The following is a 17,972-nucleotide window of genomic DNA, read 5'->3' as shown; positions in this document are numbered from 1 at the left end:
CTCTAACTTAAGATAAGTAATTATGTATATCGTCAATTAATCGAAAGACTTTATCTTAAATTTTTGTTTATAAAATAATTATTCAATCTTATCTTTATCTACGGCTCATCAAATATAAATTCATCTTTTATGCAAGAAAAATGTAAACCGATATCTTTAATGATTAAGTCAGCAGCTTCTGTCCAGCCCATGTGGCGTAACATTATATAAACCAGCCGTTACTAACCATTTGTTTATTAAGGTATATTCACTCTTAATATACTTAAAAGGCAGTGATTATGCCTTTTTATAACTAGTTGATTAACATAATACTTTTATTGGTTTTGATAACCACATATTAGAACTGTAAACATGATTTAGTGAGTATTCGAAACATTAGCTGTGGAAATGGAAATAAGTTCTGAGTTAAGGGATATGGTACAAAACCACAAAAGATCAGGCGTTTCTCAAAAGCATTATGACAGATATGATTATTTAAGAGAAAAACGGGAAACTCTTGATATATGGTGTGAGAAGCTATCATCATTAAAAAAAGAGTAATGTTTATATATCGCTAGCATAGCCAAAACTATAAGCTATATTATATATAGCTTCTTTAATCTAAGGATTTATGTATATGAAAAGGATTCTGTTTATATTGGGATTATTGATTGGTGGATTTGGAGTTCTTTTATATCAATGGGTTAAACCAGTAGATAATGATCCATATTTTTTCTTGTCACCTAAAATAGCCGAAGGGCACCCTATTAATATACCTATAAAACTGTATAAAAAAGGGGACTCTATTAACTTTGTTTTTTGGAAAACTCCAATTCCTTCACCTAAATTATTATATTTATTCCCTGTATCACCTCCGTCATCCCATATCATATTAAATGTTGAACAAGATAAAAACACCAAGTTAAATTTCTACCCAACAGAGATATTCACTCATAATGGTCCAATAAAAAATATTGGTGATTCTGAAATATTCAGAGTGAAATTATATAAAGTAAATAGTGATATGTCTGAATACTTAATTTCTGACTCTATACATAGAAACAATATTGTTCGTAGTAGTGATGCATTTACTATTACTCCAGTTCCATCTGAATATGGTCAATATAGATTAGAAGTCACTGTTCTGGGTGATTGGCCTGAATTAGAAATAAATGGGTTAAGTTATTTTATTACTATAAAAACCTATGTTAATAACTAACCTTTTTACCAGGATACATAATTTAAAGGATAAGAAAAAATTCTATGTCTAAATTAAGACCGAATATTTTTGGTAAGGCTATGGCCATAAATGGTGATAAAACAACAACGGGTGCTACTTGTATTGCTACCATTCAAAATGTAAGTTGTCATCAAAAAATGGCGCTTAGAGTAGGAGATCCTACCACTATTTGTCCTAAATGTGGGCAAGCTGGAAAAATTATTACAGGCGAAAATAGAATCAATAATCATGGAAAAGTACAGGCTGTCGAAGGTTCTATAGTGCAATGTGGATGCCCTTTCGGTTCAAATGTTGTTATTGCGTCAACCAAACATACTAGTGCTAGTGCTAGTGCTGTAAATGCAACACCCCCTGAAGAATCTTCTTACAAAAATAATATCAGTCAAGGAAATCAATCATATGCCACACCAATTATAGATATCGCTGAGCATAAATATACAGTTACTATTTACACTGCTTATCCTGGAACACCAATGTCTGACGATAACGGCTCTCCTAGATTTGAGGGGTTTAATGGCTCAATAAGAAAAACATCCTCTGCAGGTCATATGTGGTTACAAATAAAAGAATATAATAAATATAATAAATATAATAAAATTATAGGTGATCATTCTTATGGATTTGCACCTATAAATACAGGGATTAAAGGAGATGGCATAGTAACAAAAACAGATACCATTCATTATGAAAATCCATATTACAATCGAACAATTGAAGTCACAAAACAACAATATAATAAGATATTTGAATTTGGTGAGATGGCAGTTAATAAATCAGAAACCTACTTCAATTTATATTATAACGGTATAACAAATAGCTGTATTGATTTCACATGGAAAGCATTACGCCATGCCGGAATTACACCAAACGTAAATTTATATGATAGTGCTCAATTAAGCAATATAAATGGAAATATAAAAATACTTGAAAAACAACAGGGTAAATATGATGGTGACTTGAAGGTTATTGATAATATACCTCATATAAAATCCATCACGTCACCGTTCCCTGATAGTGATTTAAATACTGAAAAATATAATAAGATACCCGAAAGAGCTCTCTTGCAATGGTTCCTATCTAAAAATAATGATGAAAACGATGATAAAAACATAGATCTCGTGAAAAGGTAGTATAGTAAATATTACTGTAGATAAACCACTCTATGCTAAACAGGTGAAATAGTTAATCAGTACAGTCCGTTTAACAACATCACAATTAATCCTCTTCTTTTTGCCTGCGCTCCTCTTCCTCTTTCTGCGCTTCTTCCATTTCACGCATTCTCACGTTATAGATTGATTACTCTGGCATCTGTACACGAACAGAGATAAAACGACCATCAGGGATATCAATCGGGTCGCCGTCATTGAAACCATCAATATCATTACGAACAAACTCAGGTGCGTTAGGGTGAGTGCGATGATACGTTCTAACGAGAATAGAGCCGTTTTTATTAACTTCAGAGTCTACCCAAATAAGAGGCTGTTTATTGACATCGAGTGGAATTTCAATACCCCCATCGACTCCGCCCCAGCCTGCGTCTGAGTTAAAACCAAGTACAAGTACTGAATGTTTCTAAAGGAATGGGCTTTAACAATAAGCCATTTTCAAGAGGATAATCTTCAGGCCTAAAAGACGAACGTCTACAAGAAAACATTGCCTCATAAAAATCGGCTGATTTTTGCTTGGTTAATTCGTTAAAACCAATAAAAGGAAACTCCTGTCCGTGATAATCCCAATAATCATCCGCTTCTTTGCCAAAACGGAATAATAACCCCTCACCTGTCGGCCACACCCAACGCAATTCAGATGCCGAAGCAAGAAAGCGAGCACCATCTTTAAATAGCCGGTACATACGTTTGGATTGCGTAATGATGTCTGCAAGGTTTTTGTATTCCGTATCAAATATAACGCCTCGCCAGAATGAGCCATAACCAACGCCGACATTGCGCCTAAATCTCGCTAATTGGGTAGCTGTTTTACCGGGTCCTCGTGTTCCTTCATATAAAATTTCATTACATGGGCAACTTAGTGATAAGGATTGAGAGCCGGGTAAAGGCTTCCAGACTACGTTGTAATTCATCCACCTAGTACCTCACCTTGTTGCTGTTGTGCAGCCTTTTCCCAGTCATCCACATTATCACAAGATGGAACGGGCATAATGTTGTGTGTGGCTTCGACCTTCTGCTCAATTTGCTCTTTGAACGCCTGAACTTTGACGTGTTTACCTAGTAACTCAAGATTTTTCACTTTGTCAGGCCATTTGATTTTCTTGAGAATGGTTTCTTCGGTGCTTTCATCGTAATCACGAATTGTCGTGGAAATATCAAGTCCAGATAATGTTTTGCGCCATGTTTTAGGCCATTCACTAACTGGCTTAAGCTTTCCGTCATCCCGAAGAATGTCCAATACATCCATTTGGTCAATTTCAACTAAACGCTTGAGTACATAATCAGCATCTATCTGAAGGCGATCACTTCTTTTCTTCAATAGTTCAGATGTTCTTAACTGTATATCAGGTTTTGACAGGTTTTCTGATGCAGTGCGGTTTGCAGTTTTCTCGCTGTACCCCGCACGAATAGCCGCTTGTGTAGCGTTTAAATCGATGAGGTACTCGCGACAAAACATTTCTTGTTTATCGGTGAGTGCCATTAATTTTTCTCTTGGAGTTATTGATTATGAAAGATAAAGATCCGATGTTTGCAAACAAACAAATGAAAGTTAAATCATTATTATTTGTTATTGGATGTATTGGTTATTTAATATCCCTTATATATTCCATATATTTATTTCATCATGATAGCTTTGAATTATCTGCAGCATATGGAATTTCAGCATTTATTTTTATTCAAGCCGCTCTCACCAACTTTGAGCGAGATACAGTTAATTACTATCTATGTAGATTTATATTGCAAGTTATGCCCGCAATTCTGGGACTAGTCATTGTTTACCATAAAATAAAATTTGGATATTGAAATACAACTTACTAATACTAATCACAGTGCCTCCAATTGATTTATTCCACCCAATCATAACCACCCGTAAAACGGGTGGTTTGCTCTTGCCCTATAAGGGCTTGTTACCGACTGCGCCTAAATGACGCTGCTTTCTCTTTCGTTCAAGCTAAGTGTCTTTGCTACTTTGGCTTACCCCTTGAAGGGGTTTTCATATTCTTTACTGCTCAATTTATCCGAGATTAAATCCGACTTTTCTTGCTCTCTGATATACTTTTGAATTGTAGCTTCATTGAGTCCAACTGTTGTGACATAGAACCCTTCCGCCCAAAACTTTCTGTTGCCAAATTTATATTTGAGATTGGCATGTCTATCAAAGATCATCAACGAACTTTTACCTTTCAAATATCCCATGAAGCTTGATACGCATATCTTCGGTGGAATACTCACTAACATATGAACATGATCTGGCATAAGATGTCCTTCGATTATTTCCACACCTTTATATTTACAAAGGTCTCGAAGGATTTCACCTATACTTGAACGAATTTTATTAAAAATCACTTTCCGTCTATATTTCGGCGAAAAGACGATATGGTATTTACACAGCCACTTTGTATGTGCTGAGCTTTGTGCTTTAATGCCCATAAACACCTTTCCTTATTTAAGGAACGAATATTAGCTTGAACATCTATATCGTAACGGAAAGGTGTTTTTCTTGGTATAACCTTTAATACCCACCCGCATAGCGGGTGGTTTTATATTTAAGACGCTGACGCGACTTAAACTGGCTAAAGCCCATAATAAAAAACCTCGCTTGGCGAGGTAATAGTGTTCTTCATGTGGTTGGTAATCAGGGAGGGATTCGAACCCTCGTCCGACGCAGTATTGGTCACGGCCACCACTGTTCAGTATAGGCGTGTCACGCTTTGTCCCGTCGGGAGTTTCCTCCAGCCATCTCGCGCACCTGATTATTTCAGTAGTATATAATAAAAAAGGCCACTAGGGCCTATTCATCGTTAAATGTTAATTAAATCAGTTGGCTCAGTTTTGAACAGTGTAATATTTACTACTTCTCATGTCCTACTCACTTCCCACCACCGACTAATTCAAAGCCAATTTGACCAAGTCCTTTTATAAATGCCTCAGCTTTTTCAAGCATTGGAAGATCATCTCTACGCTTTCTTAGTCTAAATCCTGCATCTGATGAGTCATCATCGGATACCTTTCTTGCTTGAGAGATAATATCTTGAAGCTGTCGGATCGTGTACCCTGAAACAATCATAGGCATCTTGGATTCTTTGTCTGCTAAATCTAATAACCATTTTCGTAATGCCTTCGCAATTTTGGTATCAGCTAACATACCAAGCAAATGAGCACCTCTTGATGAGAAAATACGAGTTCTATTATGTTGTATCACATTGTTTTTATTGCGAGAGGTCACGGTGACCACTAGGGTCATATCTTGACTAAACTCATCTTTATTTCGATTGTAGAGCCTGTTTACTGATTTTTCATCGGCATACTCCAAAAGTTCTGCCATGTGTTTACTCTTAAACCAGATCCTCCCGTCTCCATTATCAAATGGAGTAATTTCGTTACCTTTGAAAACTAATGATTTGCTCATGGTGTAAATCCTTATAGAAAAGCGAACCGGTTCACCAGAAATAACCGCCCCACAGAAAACACCATTAACGGTTTTTCTCAGGTTCGACTTTCTGTAAGGTTCTGTGAGTGTTTTTATTGCGCGGTGAATGCGCGATGAAATGCGTAGAGTTCGCAGCTTAGCGATACACTGCTAAGCCACTTCTAGTCTGTTCCTAGCAGTCAAGATGGAATCACCCCCTATTGGCGGAATTGCATCCATAAAAAAGCCTCGCTATTGCGAGGCTATATGGTATTTAGACTGGATTATTACTTAGTTGGAGTGATATCGATTAATTCGCCTTTTTCACCGACTTTATAGGTTTTTCCTGCAAAAAAATCAATATTACAATGATACATTTGTACAATACGACTCACCTCATTATCTTCAGAAGATAACCAAGTTTTTTCGTCAAAATATGCTGTAATAATTACGCTATTGTCCTCTTCCTGAAGATAGAACACTTCTATTTCGGCACCTGGTTTAGTAAAAATAACCGCTTCACCACTTGTATGGATCTTTGTATTTTCACCTAAATCAATAAACACTCCGCCATCAGCAATAATTTTTGAGTCTTTCCCATAATTGATCACCGACTTATCAGAAAATGACTCAGTCTCAAAAATATTACTATTACCGGCTAAAATAGAATTAGTTCCTTTAAAACCAACGATCTGATTATCATCACCTGTAGATAATAGTATTGCTTTTTCTAAATGATCAGGCGAAGAAATCCGTGATTCATTACCAGTAATAACAGCACAAACTTTTCCAAAATTATATTTTGCGGATAAATTATCACTATTACTTATAGAGCACTCATTATAATCAATATCACTTCTATCACCTGTTGCAAAAGAATGTGAGTTCTTACCAGCACTAATTTTTACATCATTACCAGTAGAAATAAAAAATGAATTATCTCCATGCAAGGTATCTGAATCACCAACATGATCTTCTTTAAAATGTCCGTTATCACCACTGTAATTATCAACTAACTCCACTTCATTGCCTGTGCTAATAATCGTTGCCTGTGTGCCTTTACAGTAAATTTTTTGATTATTCTTTGTAAATACAGCTTCCTTATTAGTGCCAGATAAAATAGTGTATTCATCTTTATAAGAATTTTGTGTATCAGTCATATTATATCTCCTAGGTTTATAATTAAGTTCCGTCTTAATTGACTGTATAAATATACAGTAATTATTCTTTATAAATCTAAGAATCCTCTCAATAGGGAGAGTTATTTTTAGTTGATACACTCCTGCCTAATATAATCCTGCAACCCTTTAATCACTTGCTCTGACTCTGCAATTCGCTCTCTGAGTAACCAATAATTTCGGATAGCGGTGTCAGTAGGTCGGGCGGTGGTTCCATCATCCATGCTGGTGGCGGGAGTGGTTTCACTTTTTGGACACTCGGCTTTGATATACATCCGCTCAGGATGACGCTCACTAATATCACGCAAACGACTAATTTCATTCTTGGCATTCGCTAACTCCTGCGTATATTGAATATCCAACTGATTTAATCGCATTATGCGTGCTTGATAATCAGTATTAATAGACTTCTGTTCTTCGAGCGCCACTGTCAGTTTTTTGTTGGTATCTGTCAGTGAATTAATCCTGTTAGCTTGCCAGTTAATCACCCAATAACTACCCACAATGATGCCTACCATCGTAATGACGGCATAGAGTTTCCCGTATCTCATGATTAGTACCGATGATGTGAGAGTGCAATCTGACAGCGTTTTTCTAAACTCACTTGGTCTTTAGTACATGAGTTATCAATCAAGAGATAAATGCCACCAGCGACTGTAATGAGTAATGCAAGGATAAAGCTGATAATGATGATTAAAGGTTTCCATGACATAGTGCTGACTCCGCCTCTCGACGACTGACAAGCCCTCGCCAAACCTTTCCGCCTGCATATACCCAACGTTTTATTTCTTCACAGGCACCCGCTCTATCACCAGCGTTTAGCTTCTTGAGTAATGTTGAGCGAGAAAATGCGGCTGTTCCCACATTAAAAGCAAAGGAATATAAAGCGGCTTTGGTGTGGTCATCGAGTGGTACTTTGATTAATGCATCGACTTGCTGTTGTGTCTTAATAAAATCGTTTTGTAATAACGCATCACATTCTTGTTGTGTGTATCTCTTACCTTGAATAATGTCTTTGCCTGTATGCCCATAACAAACCGTCAAGACACCTGCCACATCACGATAAGGTTCATAACGCACACCTTCAAAATGGGCTATTACTACTAACGCGATTGCTGTGGCTCCCGCAGTTGTTAGCTCAGCTATCTTCTGTTTGAGAGACATTAAATATCCTTTGGCGCTTTCACCATTAATTCAGCAAGTCTTTTTAATGTTTCGGTCGGGTTTTGCGGATCAACACGACGAACAAGCTCTTCAAATAATTGAGTGCGTTTTCGCTGTTCTCGACGAGTCATAAAATAAGTGGCTAAACCAAGAAGCATGCTAAACGCCATTCCGATAACAAATCCCCATTCATATAACGAAAGACTGGCAAAAAAGGCCGTTAGACCTGCTGTTCCATAAGTAACATTAGTTAATTTTTCCATACGCATAGTCACCCCCAGAGGAGTGTCCGTTAATGATTAGAGTGAGAGAGTTAAAAGTGAAACGATAAAAATTAGGCGGGTATTGATACTTTAAGCGCCTTTAATAAACTTTCAGGCAACTGCTCTTCCAGTGACGCATTAGAAACAATCACGAGACCATACATAGATATCCATGTATTCGTTTGTTGTAAGTGCCCTTGAATAAATTGCTTCGCTTTCTCTAACAAATAAACACAACTCTCTTGTGTATTTTTGCGCTAATAAGATTCAATTGCCACCAGCAATGGGTCACCAGCATCATTAATCTTTTGTGTACCTATTCGATACTGTTTTTTACCTGAGGGAGATGTCGTGCAAATTAATTGTGTTAGTTGTTGAGTTTCACCATCAGCCGTATGGATATTGGCCGTTAAAATGATAGAGGTATTCTTTTCACTATCTGTTTCTGAGGCATAGTGAAGACTAAACTGTAATTCGCTTATCTCTTTTGACATAACATTTACCGATTTATTTTAGTTAATAAGGTGCCGACTCACAGCTCTTGTGTGAACGGTATAAGTGGGTGTTGATTCTGTGGTTGGCGTAGACGGAAAGGCTACAAAGTAACCTTATTTAATTTAGGGTTGAATATATTAATGAGAATAATTATCATTACACATGTATCAAATTGACAAGTTTGATACGAATTAGTACGACATGACTTACATTGCTTCTTGCGTTTATTTTATATGCCGATATGACTCCTAGCGTATCGGCATTTTTTTATTTTGTGTTGGGTAGTTTCATATTAATAATTTAGATGTGTGTGATCAGATTCAACCTAATACTGCTATGATTTAAGGATAAAACTAATCAGATAGTCCACACAGTGCCAATAGTGGATATTGATACCATTCTATCTGCTTGTGCGGAGCAGAACACAGTTTCATTACCCTAGGCTATGTCTATGAACTTTTTATGGCCTTTAGATGGATGTTGAACCCCGCTTCATATAATACGTTCTATGCTGTATTAATAACCAGCCCAAACATTCCTTAATCTTAGAGTAAACTAAATGAACAATTTGTTTATTTGCAAATTGGCAACTAATAGCCAACATTAGAGGAGTGTTCATGTTCAGTCAGGTTGACATTGATAATTTTGGTAGTTTCACAAAACTTAGTTGGAGAAATAGCCTTAAAGATACAGGTAATAATGTCCAGAATTTCAAGAGGCTCAACATTCTCTATGGACGAAACTACTCTGGTAAAACTACACTCTCGCGAATTTTCCGTGCTTTGGAAACAGGACGCATTCCACACAACTTTGTGGATCCAAATTTTATTATTCGCGGTGATAACGGTGATGTAACACAGGCAAACCTTGTCGGTCATAGCTACGATGTTCGGGTCTACAATCGAGACTTTGTGAGCGATAACCTAAGCTTTTTGGTCAATCAAAGCGACGGAGAGATCAAGACGTTTGCTATCGTTGGTGAAAAGAATAAAGAGATCGAAGATGCCATTATCGCAATCCAAACTAAGTTAGGCAGTGTTGAGTCGAAGGCAGGCCTCCGACATGAACTTGAAGTTAAAAAGAAAGAACGAGATCGAACGAAAGGCATTCATAAAACTGCGTCTGATGCTCTGGAAGGCAAACTTCGTTCTCATGCCAACAGTAAGATTAAGCTGAATCGCATCTACGGCCCTGCTGTTTACAATATAGACAGTATCAAAAGAGACATTAGCTCTGTCAAAAAACCTAGCTTCATACCGCTGACAACCGAAGAACAAGCTACCAAGGTCAACCTCTTGAAGCAAGAGGCCCTACCTGATATTACCGATACCGTATCATTAAGCCTCAACATAGAATCAATAAGCAAGGAAGCTGAAGAACTCCTTTCAAGATTGATTAAGCCAACCCTGCCAATTCAGGAACTGTTGAATGAGGCGGCTCTTCAAACGTGGGTAAAGCAAGGCATACCGCTACATAAAGATAAACGAGACACTTGCGCCTTCTGTCGCCAAAGCCTTCCCCATGACATCTGGCAGGTATTAGACTCTCACTTTAGTAAGGAATCCTCGGATCTGGAGTCGTGTATCGATTCATGCCTGTCTTCCATCGCCACAGAAATCCAAGCCATTCCTAACTTTTTGGCTTTGACTGGTGATAAGTTCTATGCAGAAGAAAAAATCTTATTTGAAGCTAGCAAGAGAAAACTTGATAATTACCTGAAAGTTTACATGCAGGATCTCAAAGCTCTGAAGGCTGCATTGGATAAGAGAAAGAACACCATTTTTCAGCAGGTTGCCATACCAGTCTACATTCACGACCCGATTGCAATTCAGCAATGCGTGGGCGACATCAATGACCTGATCGCTAGAAATAACAGCCGTACAAGTTCACTGGGAAAAGATAAAAATATTGCACGCGAATCTCTTCGACTTACCGATGTAGCTTCCTTTATTGGAGACATTACCTACGATGCTGAGTTAACGCGTATTGCCAGTCTCAAAACAGATTCTGACACTGCAAACACTGTATTTACCGAGGCACAACTCGAAATTATCAAACAAGAGGCTGAAGTGACCCGCCTACTGGGCCAACAGAAGGATGAACGCAAGGGCGCGAAGCGAGTGAATGACTTGCTTAGTCACTTCTTTGGTCACGATGGCATCAAACTTGCCGCTAAGGACAATATTGAGAATAATTCAGTTAAGTTTGAAATCACCAGAGATGGTAAATCAGCCTACAACTTGAGTGAAGGCGAATGCAGTCTGATTGCTTTCTGTTACTTCATAGCCAAGCTAGAGGAGCCGGACAGCAAAGGCAAGGATCTGATCATTTATATAGATGACCCAATTTCCAGCCTAGACGGGAATCACATCTTCTTCATGTTCAGTTTGATTGAAAGCCTGATTGCGAAACCCATCAAGAATGCAGACGGAACAAACAGCTATCGCTACAAGCAGCTTTTCATATCCACCCACAACCTAGATTTCTTGAAATATCTAAAGAAAATATCATTTCCTAATGAGAAGAATCACGGTGGATACCAACATTTCATCGTGGAGAGAAACGAAGGGGCAAGTCAGATTTCATTGATGCCTTCATATCTGCGAGACTACATCACTGAATTCAACTACCTATTTCATCAGATCTACAAGTGCCGCAATCAAGGTGCAGCGAATGAATCTCATGAACCATTCTATGGATTCGGCAACAACCTCCGTAAGTTTCTTGAGGCATTTTTATTCTTTAAGTTCCCGCATCAAGATGACAAAAACGATGCCTTCGAGAGAATCAAGAAATTCTTTGGCGAAGAAGATCCGACTGCAATAGCTCTTGTGAATAGACTTAACAACGAATTTTCACATCTTGAATCGATCCCAGATCGTGGATTCAAACCTGTGGAGATTCCAGAAATTTCCAAGGTGGCAAATTACGTATTGGACAAGATTTATACGGCAGATCCGCATCAATACAATGCGCTGTTGAAGAGCATAGGTGAACCACCTAGGACACCTTAGAAAAAAGGCACAAAGAGTTTTTTGCGGTGAGTGAGGCGCCATTTGGATCTGGAATGCGCCTCTCGAGCCTACCGAAAAGTGCTTACTGATGTATGAAAAATCGTAATTCTCAAAAGGAGTGTAGAACTAAAAACAGGTATGAATAATGAACTTCCGCTCTTCGCTCAAACCAGACTGTAATTTCTAATAATATTCTACCTATGAGCCCCAAGTCTGAGCTAATACAATTTAAACCCCTCACAAAAACAATTAAGGCTACACACCATGCGTAGCCTTAATCTTATTCACGTTATCTAACTCAATTAGCTTTTATCTTTATTTTCTATCGCTATTGTTTGCCGTTTTTCTTCTTCCGGTAACTCATACTCGATAGCAATAGTCAGAAGTCCACTTGATAAATCGGCTTTGTCTATTTTAACATTTTTACCGAGATCAAATTGCAATGTAAATTGTCCTTGAGATATACCCCGGTGGATCCATTTATCATTGTCTTCTTCTGATTTTTCTTCTTTTTTCCCTTCAATCAATAAACGACTTCCTTTCAATGAAACCGATAAGTCATTTTCTTGATATCCAGGCACACTTACTGTCAATTCATAATGGTTATCATCAATCTGTTTCAGGTTATAAGTCTGTACAGGTGATGCAATAGGCTTACTGCCTGTTAACTGACTAAACAGGCGATCTATCTGATCAAAACGATTTGAAAGTAAGTTGTCAGATAATGTTGGGAATAATGAAAAAGGTTTAATGTTAGGCATATAACTCCTCCTTCAGTATTTAGTGAATTATGGGCGGTATCTTATTTACCCAAAATATAAATATGAACGAGCAAGTATTTTTCAAGCCCTAAAATCTAAATTTTTTATCTTTAACTAATATGAGATTGTAGATAGCAAAAAACCCCGCCAAAGCGAGGTTTTGTATATTCAACTATTTAATGCTTAACTCATTTGAGCTGTCATCACACTTTTGCAAAAGATACATTTTGCGCCGTGTGGATTGTTCACTGTGACATCAAATTGTGATGTTCTATATTGTGAACTGCTACAACAAGGGCATTTAAAATAGAGGCGAATAGTAATAGCGCCTTTAGAGAGCCACCACGTTGCCTGCTGCTGGGCCTTTCATACCATTTTCCATGGTGAATGAAACTTGTTGGCCTTCAGCTAATGTTTTGAAGTTATCACTTTGGATTGCAGAGAAATGTACGAATACATCTTTGCTGCCATCAGCTGGAGTAATAAAACCAAAACCTTTACCTTCATCGAACCATTTTACTGTACCAGTCATTGTATTAGACATAGAATTTCCTTTAATTTATTTAATTTGCCATAAGGCATATGCGGTTTGTTTTGTATTTTTACTTATGGGAATTAATTAGAAGGAATTCACAATGAAGAGGTATCGAGGATAACGCTAAACGGGAACAACTTTAAACTTACTAACATAAATAGGTCTGTACTTCCAAACCAGTGACGCTATTAAGCCATAGAAAAATGCAGATAGCAAACTTTATTTTTTAGCAGTAAATCAGCTTAAGTAGACCTATAAAAAATACAACCCCGTTATACTCACGAGGTTTTTAATAGATAAGAGGTGTAACATCAAAACCATCATTAACACAATATATTGTGTTTTGTAATTACGCAAGACTGTAAATATGGTGTTTTCTAATTATTTTATCCATATCTAATTTTACGTTATCAACCGATAAACATCCTTCAATAAATCCTTCCGCTGTCTGCAATCGCTTAGCCACTTCATTATGAGAAATACCGAGTTTTGAAGCCATTGAGCGTAAAGGATAATTCTTCACATAGTACATAATAACCAACTGAAACAAGTAACTATTATTTACCTTTAAATGTAATACCGCTTTATTGATTTTTAAGCCATCATCATCTGAACATTGCTCTCGGCTTCGTCTTGAACTTGGAATTAATCCTTTAAAACCTGCGGCGATTGATGAGTAATCGATACTATTTCCCTCATTAGCTGACCACGCACCCCAACGTGATAAAACTTCCTGCATATCTCTCATACAGACTTCTCCAAACCATTTGTTACCTTGTTACCTATTGATTAATCACTTACACCTTCATCTCTCTTTCTCGTTTTAATTGCCTCACCTTCTCTCTGTATTTATCGCGTATCTGGATATAATCTTCGCGCCGCCAATGACGGGATTCATGAGACTATAGTAGAAGGGTCGAAGCCTTAAATTTCTTTATTATTTGATGTATTTGTCTATAAGAGCCAACAAATTCTGACTTTTGCGATAGTGAGGCTATTTCACAACGTTGAATTAAGGTAAATTCAAGTCTATCTAAGCTGTTGAGTATTTTTGAAATATCATTTAAAAATGGAGTTAATGTATTCATGGGTATGCTCTCAATTGATACAACATGTCCTCATTGTTTACGTGAAAAGGCTGTACTTATAGCTATTTATGAAATACGTCGTAGTGAACAGTCTCCTTTACTAGACATTACTTTTAAGTGTAGAAGTTGCCAGAAAGTAGGTTTAGCCGTAGTAAATACTTTTGGAGATCCCCCTCCTCTTAGCTTTTCTGCTCACGCACAGTTAAACATAAAGATTCCATCTGATACATATGCTTATAAAATTGAAGAAATAATACCTAAAATAGAACTGCACATTGCACCAGATAGCACCCCTGAGCGCGCGGCTAAATTTTTCATTGAATCAAAAGATGACTTTCAGCGAGGAAGATATGAAACTTGTACAATGAATTGTCGTAAAGTTATAGATATTGCAACAAAATACCTCATGGGTGAAGAGGTAAAAAATAGTAATTTAAATAACCGTATTAACTTACTATTTGAGCAAGGAAAAATAACTGAACAAATGAACAGTTGGGCTCATATTGTAAGAATGGATGGTAATGGAGCTGCTCACTCTGACGAAATAATTACGGAAGAAGAAGCTAAACAGATACTGAATTTTACTGAGGTATTTTTGATGTATTCATTTACTCTGCCAGCTATGATAGAAAAAAGACGTTCTGAGTCTAAAACATCTAAATAACAATAAATGCGGAAATGAAATCATTTGTTTCCGTACTACACTTGGCTTATTCACTTTTCATTACTTACTCCGTAGTTCTCATAATTAATTTTTAAACTGCCAGAAATAACAATCACAGCTAATAATGGCATCCTAATGTTTCGTAATATTTCAAAAAAATCATCAGTAAAAAAACTGTGCTAAAAATATCGTGTAAATACTCTATGTGCAAAACCCATTTTCCTGTTAAAACGATTTTTCACAATACCTTTTAGGCTCTCGTTTCGGTTGAGCGCGATATGCAGCCATATATTGATCAACTGGCGTAATACTCAATCCTTGTTGATCAACATACACGGTGCCTGTTTTACCGTGTCGATTGAGCCTTAAAATCATTTCGGTCAGCGTTTCATCCGCATTATTGTGGTACACCGCATCACGATAAATGCCTAACCAATAATCACAATCTTGCTCGATTTGTCCTGTGTCTCTTGAATCACTCGGTACGGGACGTTTATCTGCCCTGTTTTCTAACCCTCGATTCAACTGTACAAGCAACACAACCACCGTATTGAGCTCTTTTGCCAATATCTTTAGCCCCTTAGTGATTTCACCATAGGCAATATCATTACGGTCAGCTTTTCCCGCTTGCATCAAAGTGAGGTAATCGACACCAATAAACCCAATATCACCGACTTTGCGTTTGATTTTCCGACTTTCAGAGCGTATATGCTGTAAGGACATGCCTGGTGTATCATCCACCCAAATATTGGGCTCATCTTTAAGGCGACCGATGGCACTGCAAAGCCTATCCCATTCATGCTCTTCTAATTTTTGGTAAAATTTATCTGAATTAATTTGGGTTTGTTGGGCTAGTGTCCGTTCAACAAGCTGTTTATCCGTCATTTCCATGCTGAACAGCAATACAGGCTTACCTTGTTGTGAGACATTCTTTGCCATTTCAGTGAGAACGGTTGTTTTCCCCATCTTTGGACGAGCACCAATCACGAACAGTGAGCCTATGACAATCTGTTTTGGGCTTAATAGGCGGTCAAAATCTTTAAATCCCGTTTTTAATCCTCGATGTTTCTCTGGGTTATCTTGTCGGTCACAAATGTCAGTAAAAACATCATCCAACACGTCATCAATTCGGCGTAATCCTGTTTTTCTCCCCATTTTTCCAAACGACGTAGCTTCATCAAGCAAGCGTTGTGCCTGTTCAATTTTATCCGTAAAACTTAACTCACTTGGCACCATCATGAGCTTTTGAATTTCAACCGTCTTTTCGATAACAAAACGCTGTGCGGAACACTCTCGGATTTTTTTCGCATAAGCCATAATGTTAGCAATACTCGGTGTTTCTCTTGCCATCTCAGCAAGATAGGCAAAACCACCTGATTGATTAATTCGCCCTTTTGACTCCAGATAATCCGTCACCGTCATGATGTCTATTGGCATACGTTGGGTATACATTTCTCGCAGAGTGAGATAGATAATTTGATGGTGTCGGGCATAAAAATCTTCAGGCTTTAGCAGTGAGAAAATTGATTGCGCATTATCACTTTGTGGGTCGAGCAGAAGTCCTCCAATGACATTTTGTTCCGCCATTAAATTATTCGGAACTTGGTTCATCACAGTGCTCCCTCCCTTGTTTTGAGTACCGTTTCTGGTCTGAGTAAATAATCAAAATTCGCTCGCCAACCCCGGTTATTTTCTCCAAAGTACCAAGCACTCGCTGTTTCCATAAAATAATCAAAATAATTTTTAGCTGATTCGACTGTGGGCTCTTTAAGTTCTTTCAGGAATTTGGATATTGCTCTTTTGCGTTTGTCATTCAGTGATTCGGCATTGGGTAATCTATCCCCTGCTGATTCGTTGAAGGCTTGCATGATTTCCTGATAAGGAATTTTAGCTTGCCGATTAATTGAAATCTGCTTTGCAGGTTTCGAGTCGTCAGACGATAATTTTTTAGGGTTAATTGACTGGTTAAAAGACTGACTGGTTCTGGGTAAAAATTTTTGACTACCCCCTAGTCCAACCGTTTGACTACCTCTGGTACAGAATTTTGACTACCCTCATCAAGAGATTTAGCCTCCAAATCCAAAATATATAAATTGGAAGTATGCCCCTTATCTGTTTTTCGCGTAACTTTACGAACAAACCCTTTTTTACATAGACTTTTAATGTGGTTTATCGCACTTTGACGGCTAATTTCGCAATGACGTGCAATAGTTTCATAAGAAGGAAAACACTCGCCTTTATCATTGGCATTATCAGCAAGTTTCAGTAGCACCATTTTTTGTGCTGTACTCCCCACCTGTAATTGCATGGCTTTTGCCATTAGAAGCATACTCATTTTCGCTCTCCTAATAACTTATCCCGATGTGTTTTCCTTAATTTTGCGTCTTTCAGTGCTTCCTTTAAACGCTGACAACCCAGTGGGGTTATTTCTTGTAATAGCCTATTTCTCATGATGTTTTTATGCTCATCACAGCCATTAAATTCATGATTTATTCTTTGTCTCATGGTATAATTTCTCCATTCCAAAGCTGTATCAAAAAAGGGAAACCAAAGTTTCCCCTTGTGATAAAAACTGGATATTGATACAGTGTACTTGTACGTTAAATGGTGAATTCCATTGAACAACACGCCTCGTTTGTTGCCGCAATCGAGGCGTTTTCTTTTATTTTCATTTGAGAAAGTTCACCCATTTGTTTCCACAAAAATCGGTACTCTTCTTCTGAGATTTTTCGTTCTCCTTCCATCACAAAATCAATAATTCCCGATGCGACAAGCGTTTCGCATATTTCAGGATATTTTTCAGTTCGACGTAGGATTGTTGAATCATGGACACCTAACGTTCTAGCCACGGCAGACTGAGTTTTATTTCTCAATGCTTGTAATGCTGAAGCTATTAGGTGATTAGAGATAAATTGGTTGAATTGTTTGCGTGTATTTGCGCATTCCATTGTTTAAAGTCCTTATGAGTTAACTAAGGGACAATAATGATCCGTGGCTCATTCCGTATGAGTTG

The 17,972-nt window shown here is 37.6% G+C and carries 23 protein-coding genes and 1 pseudogene; 5 read left to right on the top strand and 19 right to left on the bottom strand.

The genetic code is table 11. The features are described from left to right. Positions 1 to 616 precede the first annotated feature (616 nt). Together LG402_RS08130 and LG402_RS08125 are read left to right on the top strand one after the other, a co-directional pair. Positions 617 to 1,198, top strand: coding sequence for a hypothetical protein (locus LG402_RS08130; RefSeq protein ID WP_166541423.1), 582 nt, complete (start codon positions 617 to 619; stop codon positions 1,196 to 1,198). A gap of 44 nt (positions 1,199 to 1,242) precedes the next feature. Then, positions 1,243 to 2,349 (top strand): PAAR domain-containing protein, encoded by a 1,107-nt coding sequence (locus LG402_RS08125; protein ID WP_227336767.1) that lies wholly within the window; start codon positions 1,243 to 1,245, stop codon positions 2,347 to 2,349. Between the two features lie 416 nt (positions 2,350 to 2,765). Here the strand turns inward: LG402_RS08125 and LG402_RS08120 are convergent. Both LG402_RS08120 and LG402_RS08115 read right to left on the bottom strand, forming a co-directional pair. Beyond that, a pseudogene (locus tag LG402_RS08120) lies at positions 2,766 to 3,299 on the bottom strand (terminase); the annotation flags it as partial. Continuing rightward, the gene (locus LG402_RS08115) at positions 3,296 to 3,868 is read right to left on the bottom strand and encodes a terminase small subunit (RefSeq protein WP_227336766.1); all 573 of its coding nucleotides are present in this window, start codon (positions 3,866 to 3,868) and stop codon (positions 3,296 to 3,298) included. The gene LG402_RS08115 and the pseudogene LG402_RS08120, both read right to left, overlap by 4 nt. Before the next feature lie 26 nt (positions 3,869 to 3,894). Between LG402_RS08115 and LG402_RS08110 the strand changes: the two genes are divergently transcribed. Further along, positions 3,895 to 4,191, top strand: a complete 297-nt coding sequence (locus LG402_RS08110) for a hypothetical protein (protein ID WP_166541425.1) — start codon at positions 3,895 to 3,897, stop codon at positions 4,189 to 4,191. Positions 4,192 to 4,362: 171 nt separating this feature from the next. Here LG402_RS08110 and tnpA read toward each other — a convergent pair whose 3' ends face one another. The 9 genes from tnpA to LG402_RS08065 all read right to left on the bottom strand — a co-directional run bounded on the left by tnpA (position 4,363) and on the right by LG402_RS08065 (position 8,896). Then, entirely contained in the window at positions 4,363 to 4,818 is a 456-nt protein-coding gene (tnpA, locus tag LG402_RS08105; protein WP_165121832.1) for an IS200/IS605 family transposase, read from the bottom strand. 439 nt (positions 4,819 to 5,257) lie between these two features. Continuing rightward, the gene (locus LG402_RS08100) at positions 5,258 to 5,797 is read right to left on the bottom strand and encodes a BRO family protein (protein WP_227336765.1); all 540 of its coding nucleotides are present in this window, start codon (positions 5,795 to 5,797) and stop codon (positions 5,258 to 5,260) included. Between the two features lie 287 nt (positions 5,798 to 6,084). Further along, positions 6,085 to 6,957 (bottom strand): hypothetical protein, encoded by an 873-nt coding sequence (locus tag LG402_RS08095; RefSeq protein WP_166541426.1) that lies wholly within the window; start codon positions 6,955 to 6,957, stop codon positions 6,085 to 6,087. 107 nt (positions 6,958 to 7,064) lie between these two features. Continuing rightward, positions 7,065 to 7,526: a lysis protein gene (locus LG402_RS08090; protein ID WP_227336764.1), complete on the bottom strand. Its 462-nt coding sequence runs from the start codon at positions 7,524 to 7,526 to the stop codon at positions 7,065 to 7,067. Between the two features lie 2 nt (positions 7,527 to 7,528). Beyond that, positions 7,529 to 7,687 carry a hypothetical protein gene (locus LG402_RS08085; protein ID WP_004244729.1) on the bottom strand — a complete coding sequence of 53 codons (159 nt, stop codon included), beginning with the start codon at positions 7,685 to 7,687 and terminating at the stop codon, positions 7,529 to 7,531. After that, on the bottom strand, positions 7,669 to 8,139 hold the full coding sequence (locus LG402_RS08080; RefSeq protein WP_227336763.1) for a lysozyme: 471 nt from the start codon (positions 8,137 to 8,139) through the stop codon (positions 7,669 to 7,671). The genes LG402_RS08085 and LG402_RS08080 overlap by 19 nt, the downstream gene beginning before the upstream one ends. Beyond that, a complete protein-coding gene (locus LG402_RS08075) occupies positions 8,139 to 8,408 on the bottom strand; it encodes a phage holin family protein (protein ID WP_227336762.1) in 270 nt (89 codons plus the stop codon). Before LG402_RS08075 ends, LG402_RS08080 begins: the two co-directional genes overlap by 1 nt. Positions 8,409 to 8,473: 65 nt before the next feature. Beyond that, positions 8,474 to 8,629, bottom strand: a complete 156-nt coding sequence (locus tag LG402_RS08070; protein ID WP_227336761.1) for a hypothetical protein — start codon at positions 8,627 to 8,629, stop codon at positions 8,474 to 8,476. Between the two features lie 30 nt (positions 8,630 to 8,659). Further along, the gene (locus LG402_RS08065) at positions 8,660 to 8,896 is read right to left on the bottom strand and encodes a hypothetical protein (RefSeq protein WP_227336760.1); all 237 of its coding nucleotides are present in this window, start codon (positions 8,894 to 8,896) and stop codon (positions 8,660 to 8,662) included. Positions 8,897 to 9,514: 618 nt separating this feature from the next. Here LG402_RS08065 and LG402_RS08060 point away from each other — a divergent pair. Beyond that, on the top strand, positions 9,515 to 11,911 hold the full coding sequence (locus LG402_RS08060; RefSeq protein WP_227336759.1) for an AAA family ATPase: 2,397 nt from the start codon (positions 9,515 to 9,517) through the stop codon (positions 11,909 to 11,911). A 302-nt stretch (positions 11,912 to 12,213) separates the two neighbouring features. Here LG402_RS08060 and LG402_RS08055 read toward each other — a convergent pair whose 3' ends face one another. The 3 genes from LG402_RS08055 to LG402_RS08040 form a co-directional block, all read right to left on the bottom strand. Next, entirely contained in the window at positions 12,214 to 12,672 is a 459-nt protein-coding gene (locus tag LG402_RS08055; RefSeq protein ID WP_109394206.1) for an Hsp20 family protein, read from the bottom strand. A gap of 331 nt (positions 12,673 to 13,003) precedes the next feature. Then, positions 13,004 to 13,216 carry an RNA chaperone/antiterminator CspA gene (gene cspA / locus LG402_RS08045; RefSeq protein WP_006537195.1) on the bottom strand — a complete coding sequence of 71 codons (213 nt, stop codon included), beginning with the start codon at positions 13,214 to 13,216 and terminating at the stop codon, positions 13,004 to 13,006. Positions 13,217 to 13,556: 340 nt separating this feature from the next. Then, complete coding sequence (locus LG402_RS08040) at positions 13,557 to 13,955, bottom strand: antiterminator Q family protein (protein ID WP_049219743.1); 399 nt, start codon at positions 13,953 to 13,955, stop codon at positions 13,557 to 13,559. A 338-nt stretch (positions 13,956 to 14,293) separates the two neighbouring features. On the opposite strand from LG402_RS08040, the gene LG402_RS08035 reads away from it, so the two are divergent. Continuing rightward, the gene (locus LG402_RS08035; RefSeq protein ID WP_211823856.1) at positions 14,294 to 14,959 is read left to right on the top strand and encodes a DUF4145 domain-containing protein; all 666 of its coding nucleotides are present in this window, start codon (positions 14,294 to 14,296) and stop codon (positions 14,957 to 14,959) included. A 225-nt stretch (positions 14,960 to 15,184) separates the two neighbouring features. On the opposite strand, the gene LG402_RS08030 is transcribed toward LG402_RS08035, so the two are convergent. From LG402_RS08030 to LG402_RS08010, 5 genes are all read right to left on the bottom strand, one after another. Next, positions 15,185 to 16,570 (bottom strand): replicative DNA helicase, encoded by a 1,386-nt coding sequence (locus LG402_RS08030; protein ID WP_227336950.1) that lies wholly within the window; start codon positions 16,568 to 16,570, stop codon positions 15,185 to 15,187. Further along, a complete protein-coding gene (locus tag LG402_RS08025) occupies positions 16,570 to 16,827 on the bottom strand; it encodes a hypothetical protein (RefSeq protein WP_227336758.1) in 258 nt (85 codons plus the stop codon). Before LG402_RS08025 ends, LG402_RS08030 begins: the two co-directional genes overlap by 1 nt. A 140-nt stretch (positions 16,828 to 16,967) precedes the next feature. Beyond that, entirely contained in the window at positions 16,968 to 17,294 is a 327-nt protein-coding gene (locus LG402_RS08020) for a helix-turn-helix domain-containing protein (RefSeq protein ID WP_227336757.1), read from the bottom strand. After that, positions 17,291 to 17,464 (bottom strand): hypothetical protein, encoded by a 174-nt coding sequence (locus tag LG402_RS08015; RefSeq protein WP_198624219.1) that lies wholly within the window; start codon positions 17,462 to 17,464, stop codon positions 17,291 to 17,293. Before LG402_RS08015 ends, LG402_RS08020 begins: the two co-directional genes overlap by 4 nt. Before the next feature lie 95 nt (positions 17,465 to 17,559). Next, positions 17,560 to 17,907, bottom strand: coding sequence for a hypothetical protein (locus tag LG402_RS08010; protein WP_004247478.1), 348 nt, complete (start codon positions 17,905 to 17,907; stop codon positions 17,560 to 17,562). Between the last annotated feature and the right edge of the window lie 65 nt (positions 17,908 to 17,972).

This window comes from Proteus sp. NMG38-2, from assembly GCF_020640995.1.
Classification (GTDB): domain Bacteria; phylum Pseudomonadota; class Gammaproteobacteria; order Enterobacterales; family Enterobacteriaceae; genus Proteus.
This window is presented reverse-complemented; position numbering and strand designations above follow the sequence as displayed.